This is a genomic window from Streptomyces sp. AA4 (assembly GCF_000158875.1).
Classification (GTDB): domain Bacteria; phylum Actinomycetota; class Actinomycetes; order Mycobacteriales; family Pseudonocardiaceae; genus Amycolatopsis.
The window spans coordinates 2,514,095-2,522,980 of the sequence record NZ_GG657746.1; the positions used below are offsets into that span (position 1 = coordinate 2,514,095).

Annotated in this window: 7 protein-coding genes, 1 pseudogene and 1 riboswitch; of the genes and pseudogenes, 2 read left to right on the forward strand and 6 right to left on the reverse strand. The window is 66.0% G+C overall.

What is annotated here, in order from left to right:
- Positions 1–58 precede the first annotated feature (58 nt).
- The 5 genes from SSMG_RS11785 to SSMG_RS11800 all read right to left on the reverse strand — a co-directional run bounded on the left by SSMG_RS11785 (position 59) and on the right by SSMG_RS11800 (position 5,527).
- A complete protein-coding gene (locus SSMG_RS11785; RefSeq protein ID WP_009075954.1) occupies positions 59–517 on the reverse strand; it encodes a peroxiredoxin in 459 nt (152 codons plus the stop codon).
- Between the two features lie 272 nt (positions 518–789).
- Positions 790–2,625, reverse strand: coding sequence for a diguanylate cyclase (locus SSMG_RS11790; protein ID WP_037713402.1), 1,836 nt, complete (start codon positions 2,623–2,625; stop codon positions 790–792).
- A 264-nt stretch (positions 2,626–2,889) separates the two neighbouring features.
- On the reverse strand, positions 2,890–4,407 hold the full coding sequence (locus tag SSMG_RS11795) for a cytochrome P450 (protein WP_009075957.1): 1,518 nt from the start codon (positions 4,405–4,407) through the stop codon (positions 2,890–2,892).
- Between the two features lie 143 nt (positions 4,408–4,550).
- Positions 4,551–4,727, reverse strand: coding sequence for a hypothetical protein (locus tag SSMG_RS43325; RefSeq protein ID WP_234392815.1), 177 nt, complete (start codon positions 4,725–4,727; stop codon positions 4,551–4,553).
- On the reverse strand, positions 4,706–5,527 hold the full coding sequence (locus SSMG_RS11800; protein WP_078560749.1) for a hypothetical protein: 822 nt from the start codon (positions 5,525–5,527) through the stop codon (positions 4,706–4,708). Before SSMG_RS11800 ends, SSMG_RS43325 begins: the two co-directional genes overlap by 22 nt.
- A 35-nt stretch (positions 5,528–5,562) precedes the next feature.
- Positions 5,563–5,784, reverse strand: a riboswitch (cobalamin riboswitch).
- Between the two features lie 479 nt (positions 5,785–6,263).
- Between SSMG_RS11800 and SSMG_RS45305 the strand changes: the two genes are divergently transcribed.
- Positions 6,264–7,208 (forward strand): hypothetical protein, encoded by a 945-nt coding sequence (locus SSMG_RS45305; protein ID WP_009075961.1) that lies wholly within the window; start codon positions 6,264–6,266, stop codon positions 7,206–7,208.
- A gap of 126 nt (positions 7,209–7,334) precedes the next feature.
- Here the strand turns inward: SSMG_RS45305 and SSMG_RS11810 are convergent, their stop codons facing one another.
- Positions 7,335–8,408 carry a ribonucleotide-diphosphate reductase subunit beta gene (locus SSMG_RS11810; protein ID WP_009075962.1) on the reverse strand — a complete coding sequence of 358 codons (1,074 nt, stop codon included), beginning with the start codon at positions 8,406–8,408 and terminating at the stop codon, positions 7,335–7,337.
- A 63-nt stretch (positions 8,409–8,471) separates the two neighbouring features.
- Here SSMG_RS11810 and SSMG_RS11815 point away from each other — a divergent pair.
- Positions 8,472–8,886, forward strand: a pseudogene (locus tag SSMG_RS11815) (ribonucleoside-diphosphate reductase subunit alpha); the annotation flags it as partial.

An 8,886-nucleotide genomic window follows, 5' to 3' on the forward strand; every position in this document is an offset into this window, starting at 1 on the left:
CCTGGTCGCCCTTCGGCAGATTTTTCGAGATCGATTTTCGCGCGAAGCAGCGTGCCGGTCAGGCGTCCGCGCGCTCCCGAAGCACCTTCAACGCCCGATCCGCGTGCGCCGTGAAGTTCAGCTCGCTCTTGATCACGTCCAGCACCCGCCGGTCCTCCCCGATCACGAACGTCTGCCGTTTCGTGTGCAGGGGCAGGATTTTGCGCCATACGCCGAACTGCTTGGCCACCGTACCGTCCACATCGGACAGCAGCGGGTAGTCGAACCCGTGCTTCGCGGAGAATTCCCGCTGCTTGCCGACGGCGTCCGGGCTGATGCCGACGCGCTGCGCGCCCGCCTCGGCGAATTCCGCGGCCAAGTCCCGGAAGTGACAGCTTTCGGCGGTGCACCCGGTCGTCATCGCGGCGGGGTAGAAGAAGAGCACGACCGGACCGTCGGCGAGGAGGGCCGACAGGGTGCGTTCGACGCCTTGGTCGTCGGGGAGGGTGAAGTCGGGGGCGAGGTCGCCGGGCTGCATGGGAGTCCTTCCGGTCGGGTCGGTGGCATCATCTTGCCCGGACGTCCGGCGGACCGCGCGGCGGCCCGAGCTGCCGGGCACGGGGCCCAATCTCGGGACGTACTCCAGGCGCCCGCCGTGCCGGCGGCGACTCAAGTCGCCCAGAGAGCACGGCGTTCGTCCGGTGAAGTCGGACGCGATGCACGCGTGGGTGTTCCTCTGCACCGGCTAGGCCATCGAGCCGAGGGCTGGCTGGGCAACCCGGCCGAGCATGCAACCGGAACGGGCAACCCTCAGCTGGCGTGCCGAGCGATCATCTCGTCGACCTCGTCGCCCGTAGCGGACTCCGTCACGAACGAACCCCGTGCCGCCAGCACGCCCTGCTCCCGCAGCCGGGCCGCGTGTGCAGCGTCGCGTACGCCCTCCGCCCCGATCCGCAGGCCCAGTTCCTTCGCTCGCGTCACCAGTTGCGACAGGTGCCGCACATCGGTCTCCGCGGGATCGGGACCGGCCAGGGCATCGACGACCGGGCCGCTCAGGATGACGTGTTTGACTGGGAGCTGGTAGCGCGGGATGAGTTCCAGGTCGGACGATCCGGTGATGGTCAGCACGAGCTGCGCGCCCAGATCGGCGAGCACGCTGAACGAATCCAGCAGTTCGCCCTCGCCGTCGAACATCGACGCGCGGTCGGTGCACAGGCGCAGCGCTCGCGCGGGCAGGCGGTGGCGGTCCAGCTGGTTCTTGACCAGCAGCACCAGATCCGGATCGATGGCCAGCCGCTTCGGCAGGCGGATGCAGACGTCCGGCGCCGCCGGTCCGTACTGCTCGCGCCAGCGCGCGGTCGCGCCCAGCGATTCCTGCAGCAGCCATTTGCCGAGCGGGATCGTCATGCCGGTGGTCTGCGCGAGCGGGTAGAACTCCTCCGGCCCGAGTTCGCCGCGTTCCGGGTGGCTCCAGAGCAGCCCGGCGTTCACCGCGGCGATCTCGTCCGGCTTCGCGAGTTTGACGGTCGGCTGGTAGATCAGCGAGAACTCGCCGTTCTCCAGCGCTCCGGCGATCACCGCGCCGAGCTGGTAGCGGCTGCGGTCCCGTTCGTCGAGCTGCGGGTCGAACAGCATCCATTGCGCCTTGCCCGCCTCCTTGGCGCGGTGCAGCGCCAGTTCGGCCGCGCGCAGCAGGTCGCCGTGGGTGCCTTCGTTCGCCGGGCGCACGACGATCCCGATGCTCGCGCTGACGCCGATGCCGTGCCCGTCGACGTAGACCGGCTCGCTGAGTTCCTCCAGCACCCGGTCGGCCAGCTCGACCGTCTCCTGCGCGGTCAGCTCCGGACCGCGCAGCAGCACCGCGAAACCGTCGCCGGACAGCCGGGCGACGTAGCCGTCGTGCTGACCGGCGAACACCGATTTCAGCTTCCGCGAGATCGCCTTCAGCACCAGGTCGCCCATGCCGGCGCCGAGGCCGTCGTTGATCACCTTGAACCCGTCGATGTCCAGGTACAGCAAGGCGATCTCGTCCGAACCGCCCGAGCCGAGCGCGAGTTCCAGCTGGGCGTTGAACGCGGCGCTGTTCGGCAGTCCGGTGAGCGAATCGTGCAGGTTCTGGTGCCGCAGCCGTTCGCCGAGCAGGTGCAGGTCGTCGTCATCGGCCGCCATGAAGACCGGGAAGTACGTGCCCGGCCGGTCGCCGGGCAGCGACGCGAGCGTGACGTTCGTGGTCAGCTCGCCGTCGCGGCTGTGGCCGAGCTGGACGCTCTGCACGGTCCGGCGGGCGTCGGCGGTCAGCGGCAGGCCCTCGAGCGCGGCGCGCAGCCGTTCGGCGTCCTGCGGACCGGCCGCGAGATCCGCGATGTGCTTGTCCCGCAACGCGGTCGTGGACGTGCCCAGCAGCCGGGCCAGCGCCGGGTTCGCCTCGACGACGGCCCCGGACGGGTCGGTCAACGCGATGCCGAGCGGCGCCGAGGAGAACAGCGCGGTGAACCGGCGCGTGGCACCGGCGTCCTCGGGACGCGCGGCGACCTCGCCGGCGAAGTCGAGCAGGATCCGCTCCACCTCGGCGGGAGGGAGCGTTACTCCGTTGGTGTCGGTCAGCGCCGCCGCGTACTTGCGCGCGACGTCGACCAACCCTGGCATGGCACCAGGCTCCGGCACTCTCCACCTCTTCATACGCGGACAAAGACCAGCTCAGGCCCGGTGTGGAGGATCCGAAGACCCACACTGGGTACGAGTCGGCCGCAAGTGATGCCACGGCATCACGGACCAAACAGGGTGTCTACCGGCTGAACGAGTGATGGGCACTACACAACTGGTGACATCAAGTCACCTTGAGTACACGAAGGTGGCTTGTACTGCAGTTTTGTCTCCAGCTGTCGACCTTTCTGTCCCGCTCGGCGGCCGTCAACGATAGGCCAACCGGGCGGGCAGCCCGTCGGCGGGCACCGGAAGCGAGACGTAGTCCCACTTGGCGACGTAGTCCTCGGGCACCGACCAGCGGTGCGCCCGCAGCAGCTCGTGCATGAGCGCCTTGACCTCCAGGCCGCCGAACTGCAGCCCGATGCACTTGTGCGCGCCGCCGCCGAACGGCATCCACGCGAACCGGTGCGATTTGTCCTCGCGGCGGTCCGGGCCGAACCGCTCGGGGTCGAAGCGCAGCGGATCGGTCCAGTGTTCGGGGGAGTAGTGGTTCAGCGTCGGCGAAACCGCGACCATCGTGCCTTCCGGCAGGTAGTGGCCGAGAACCGCAGTGTCCTTTGTGGTCTTTCGCGCCAGCGAGGGCACCGGCGCGCGCAGCCGCAGTGCCTCTTTCATCACCAGGTCCAGCGTTTCGAGACTTTCCAACGCTTCGAGGTCCGGCAGGTCGTCGCCGAGGCGCAGCGACTCCTCGCGGGCGCGCTCCTGCCATTCCGGGTGTTTCGCGAGGTAGTAGGCCATCGCGCTGGCGGTGATGGTGGTCGTGTCGTGCGCGGCCATCATCAGGAAGATCATGTGGTTGACGATGTCGGCGTCGCTGAACCGGTCACCGTCCTCGGAAACGGCGTGGCAGAGCGCGGAGAACAGGTCGTCGCCGTCCGCGTCGCGCTTGGCCGCCAGGTTCTCGCCGAAATAGCGCTCCAGCGTCCGCCTGCCGCGCAAACCCGCGGCCCAGCGCCCGCCAGGCACCGGATAGCGCACGACGGCGGTGCCGGCGCGCACAGCGGCCACGAACGCGCGGTTGATGCGCTCGGCGTCGGCGGCGGAGCGCATGCCCATGAACACCTGCGTCGCGACGTCCAGCGTCAGCTGTTTGAACGCCCAGTACAGCTGCGGGCGGCCGGACGGCAGTGCCGCGACGCCCTCGCGCAGCGCCGGGCCCATCTGCGCGACGTAGCCGCGGAGCCGGTCGCGGGTGAAGGCCTCCTGCATGATCCGGCGGTGCAGGTGGTGCTCGCCGAAATCGAGCAGCATGAGGCCGCGTTCGAAGAAGCGCTCGATGAAGAACTTCCAGCCTTCCTGGGAGAAGGCCTTGTCCTTGTTGATGAGGGCGGCCTGGGTGGCTTCTGGGCCCGATAGCGTCACGATGCGTTGGCCGAAGACGCCCATCCACGACACCGGGCCGAACTGTTCGAAGCGGTGCAGGCTGAAGTCGAGGCCGAACCGCATCCCGTCGAGCGTGTGGCCGATCAGCGGCGGCCCGTCGTCGCCGAGCACCGGCTTCAGGCCGCTGCCCGCCGGGGGCGCCGCGAGTTCGCGGACCGGCCAGCGCGCGCCGAGCCAGCGTTCGTCGAACTTGCGCGGCAACGGGATCGCGGTCAGCGGCGGCATCCGGCCGCGCAGGTTCTCCGACAGCCGCGTGACACTGTCGCTTCCGGCTTGGGCGGCCTTGCCTAGGGTGCCGCCGACTGTGGGGATTCCCGTCTTTCCGGTCACGTCCGCCATGGCGACCACCTCCCGGTGAGGGTATCGGTCTCGTCCACGGTCCCCTGTTATTGACGTTGTGACAATACCTGTGGGGGCTGCCGTTCGGGTGATCCTCGGACCGGTGCCGGGCGACCTGGCCAGCCGCCCGGCACCTGGACGGTTCAGCGAGGTTCGGCGCGCAGTTCCCGGGCCGCGCCGACCAGATGCCGCAGCGCCGGCTCGACCTCGGCGTAACCGCGGGTCTTGAGACCGCAGTCCGGATTGATCCACAGCTGTTCCGCCGGGACCGCGCCGAGCGCCGTGCGCCCCAGGTCGGTCATCTCGGTCCGGTTCGGCACGCGCGGCGAGTGGATGTCACATTTCGGCCGTCTACTGCTCCGGCTAGGACTTCCTTGTCCCGCAGTGCTCCTTCCGCCGCGACGTTGCCCGCAAAGGATTCATCGGTTACCAGGTCGACGGCAATTGCTTCGCTGGGGGAGCGGGCCAGGACGCCCAGTGCTCGGCCGAGGCCGCCGAAGTATCCGGCTGCCAGGAGCTTCGGGCGGTGGTTTTTCTTGGCCAGCCAGTGGTAAGCGCGGGTGAGTGCGTTGAACTCCGGCGTGGTTCGGTCTGTCGCGAAGGCTGGTTCGTCCGACTGGACCCATTCGACGCCCTCGTCGGCCAGTTTGCCCAATAGTTCGGCGTATGCGGGCAGTAGTTCGTCCAGCGGTTCCAGCGGGGTGAAGCCTGGTTCGGTGGGCTTGGCCAGCAGTAGGAAGGTGACCGGTCCGAAGAGTACCGGGCGTGGCGTGATGCCTAGTGCTTGTGCTTCGCGGACTTCGTCGATCGGGGCGGTGCCGGTGAGTGCGAAGCGGGAGTTCGGGACCAGGTAGTGGTAGTTCGTGTCGAACCACTTCGTCATTTCGAGGGCGGGTGCGTCCGGGACTCCTCGTGCGGCGGTGTCCAGCACCTGGTCGTAGAGCGAGAAAGTGCTGGACGGGATTGAGCCGAGACCCTGGTCTCGCAGGGTTGTCCAGGTTTGCTCGCACAGTTGCCGTCCGGCGGTCAGAAGGTCTTCTTCGGTGGTTGTTCCTGACCAGTAGGACTCGAGTGCTCGTTTGAGTTCTCGGGCTGGGCCAATCCGCGGATAGCCGAGAATCGTGGTGTCCCGCGAGACCCGGACTCACGCACGCCGTCGGCGTGCGTGCCATTGGCAGGTATTCGGACTCGTGGGCGTACCGCTCGTGCCTGCCGGCTGTCGCTTCCCGGGCTGGACGCCCAGTGCTTTACCGCTCCCGCGGTGACAGCTTTCGTTCCCACATACCGCTGCGGGGCAGCCCCGGAATCGCACCGGGTTCCCTGTTGTCTCGCCAAGACGCGGCTGCGTCCTGGCGAACCAATGGCGTGGGTCAGCTTGCCGAATCAGGCCAGGAGGCGGGTGTCCCAGGGTCCGGGAGGGATCGTGCTGCTGCCGGAGCAGGAGGGAGCGTCGGAAGGTGCTCGTCGTCCGGCGGTGACATCGCACCCGGCGGGTGCGAGACGAACGGAGGAGCTGCACTGTGCTGTCTGGCGTCTGGCCGGCGTCGAGCATGGTGCGGCTGATGTTTTTGGCGCACTGTCCGTTAACGCCTGACCATTGCTCACTAGTGGGTCATATTTTCTGCTTATTTTTCAGTCGCTGCTCGAAATCGCTGCGCACGCAGGCGTATCCGTTGACTGGGTTGTCACCCGGTCGGCGGTTCCTTGCGTGCAACAGGAAGGACAAAGTGTGGAGTTGTTGGTGGCCAACCAACATTCGGGGGATGCAGGGGTTCTGTGCTTTCTGCTCTTGTGTAAGCGGAAGATCGCGTCCGGATCACCCGGTGAAAGTTCGTGACTTTCGCGAAGGAGGGGCGATGCGAATTCTTTCTCCTGTTCGATCATTTTCTGCGGTTTTAGTTGGCTGTCTTCATGTGGACAACCGAGATGCCGAGTTCGCCAACTGGGAGCAGTGGCTTCTCACCAACCTCAACAATCCGAAGCTGGACACCTGGGTTGAAGCAGGAATGACCGCGGGTACACTGTACAGTTCCCCGGGGCGAGAGAAAGGGTTTCTGTGGTACTGGGCAGATCAGCGGCCAAGGGTTCCGTACCGTGAGTTCTACATCAAGTCCGCGCACGAGCTCGCCAGCGAGAACGTAACCTTCAGCTGGGTTCCCGGCAGTCCCGATTGGGAGATTCGCCAGAATGGAGATCTTGTCGGTATTTCCGAAGACAACGGGGCATTCGGCGGCCAAGCGGACAACGGGCTCGAGGTAACGGTGCCGAGTGCTCGAGTTTTTGCCAACTCTTCAAGGTTTCAATACCAGGATACCGGCAACAATTGGCATCCCGCTCAAGCAGAACTGGTCAACGACCGACCAGATCTATTTCTTATGTACACAAACGGGCAAAACATAACGGGTGCCACGCGCAAGCCCTGCGTAGACAAGACGGAGAAGATGTCTGCCGAAAGCAACGTCACGCCGCCTACTTCCGCCGACCTGCTGGGTGTGGCGAAGAGGTTGGCTGCCGCGAATGGCGAGGGCAGCCCGGCCGGTATTCGATATGTGAAAACCGACCGCAATGCTCTCAAGCATATTGACGGAACGCAGCCCAAGGCCAACGATCCGGTGTACTTGATTCAAATGACCGGCAACTTCGTGGGGTACGCCGCCAAGGTCCCCCGGGGGAGCAATGCTCCCAGGGGAAACGTGCTCACCGTCACGGTAGATGCGAAATCCGGGCAAATGCTGGGCTGGTCGATCCTGGTGGAGCCGCACGACCTTGCGAAGTTTGGAGTGGTGTCGGCGCTGCAGTAGCGAAGGGCCCGGTCGCGATGCGATTGTTTGTCCGCTTGGAGCCCTGAATGCGGTCTGCCCGCATACGAACTCGGCCGCACCCTGGGCAGGGTGCGGCCGAGTTCCAGCAGGTGCCTCGGGGTGGGATCAGTCCCAGTCGAGTGCGCCGCCGGACTGGTATTCGATGACTCGGGTTTCGAAGAAGTTCTTTTCCTTCTTCAGGTCCATTGCTTCCGACATCCAGGGGAACGGGTTTTCGTTCTCGCCGTAGATCGGGGGGAGGCCGATCTGCTGCGCGCGGCGGTCGGTGATGAAGTGCATGTACTGTTCGCACAGGTCAGCCGACAGGCCGAGCATGCCGCGCGGCATGGTGTCGCGGGCGTACTTCACTTCCAGTTCGCACGCTTCCTGCAGCATTCCGCGCACCTCGGCCTGGAATTCCTCGGTCCACAGGTGCGGGTTCTCGATCTTGATCTGGTTGATGCAGTCGATGCCGAAGTTCAGGTGGATCGACTCGTCGCGCAGGATGTACTGGTACTGCTCGGCGATGCCGACCATTTTGTTCCGGCGGCCCAGCGACAGGATTTGCGCGAAACCGGTGTAGAACCACATTCCTTCGAAGATCACGTAGAACGCCACCAGGTCGCGCAGGAACGCCTGGTCGGCTTCCGGCGTGCCGGTTTCGAAGTCCGGGTTTTCCAGGTTCTGCGTGTACTTCAGCGCCCACGCGTCCTTGTCCGAAATGGACGGGACCTCGCGGTACATGTTGAACAGCTCGCCCTCGACCAGGCCGAGGCTTTCGCAGATGTACTGGAAGGTGTGCGTGTGCACGGCCTCCTCGAAGGCCTGGCGCAGCAGGTACTGGCGGCACTCCGGGTTGGTGATCTGCCGGTACACCGCGAGCACGATGTTGTTGGCCACCAAGGACTCCGCCGTGGCGAAGAAGCCCAGGTTGCGCTTGAGCATCTGCCGCTCGTCCTCGGTGAGGCCGTCCGGCGACTTCCACAAGGCGATGTCGGCCTGCATCGCGACCTCGGTCGGCATCCAGTGGTTGTTGCACGCCGCGAGGTACTTGTCCCACGCCCACCGGTACTTCATCGGCAGCAGCTGGTTCACGTCGGCGCGCGCGTTGATCATGCGCTTGTCGTCGACGTTGATCCGGGCTGCGCCGACCTCGATTTCGCCGAGGCCGGTCGCGTCCGTCGTTTCCACGTTCGTCATTCAGGTCACCTTGGCTTCGGGGGCCGTGAGTGGACGCTGTTCTCGCCGAACGAGACGCCGGACCTGCACGACCTCTACGGCAACGCGTTCGCGCAGCGCTACCGCGAGTACGAGGCGGCCGCCGCGCGCGGCGAGATCAAGGTGTTCCGCAAGGTCCGCGCGGTCGAGCTGTGGCGGCGGATGCTGACCATGCTGTTCGAGACCGGTCACCCGTGGATCACCTTCAAGGACCCGTGCAACCTGCGTTCGCCGCAGCAGCACGTCGGCGTCGTGCACTCGTCGAACCTGTGCACCGAGATCACGCTGAACACGACCACCGACGAGGTCGCGGTCTGCAACCTCGGCTCGGTGAACCTGCTCAAGCACGTCACCCCTGAAGGGCTCGACACCGAGCGGCTCGAGAAAACCGTGCGCACCGCGGTCCGCATGCTCGACAACGTGATCGACATCAACTTCTACACGATCCCGGAGGCGCGCC

Bases quoted from the DNA above. Each gene is read 5' to 3' on its own strand.
- SSMG_RS11810 (WP_009075962.1), bottom strand. From the start codon at position 8,408: ATGACGAACGTGGAAACGACGGACGCGACCGGCCTCGGCGAAATCGAG.
- SSMG_RS45305 (WP_009075961.1), top strand. From the start codon at position 6,264: ATGCGAATTCTTTCTCCTGTTCGATCATTTTCTGCGGTTTTAGTTGGC.
- SSMG_RS11785 (WP_009075954.1), bottom strand. From the start codon at position 517: ATGCAGCCCGGCGACCTCGCCCCCGACTTCACCCTCCCCGACGACCAA.
- SSMG_RS11790 (WP_037713402.1), bottom strand. From the start codon at position 2,625: ATGCCAGGGTTGGTCGACGTCGCGCGCAAGTACGCGGCGGCGCTGACC.
- SSMG_RS11795 (WP_009075957.1), bottom strand. From the start codon at position 4,407: ATGGCGGACGTGACCGGAAAGACGGGAATCCCCACAGTCGGCGGCACC.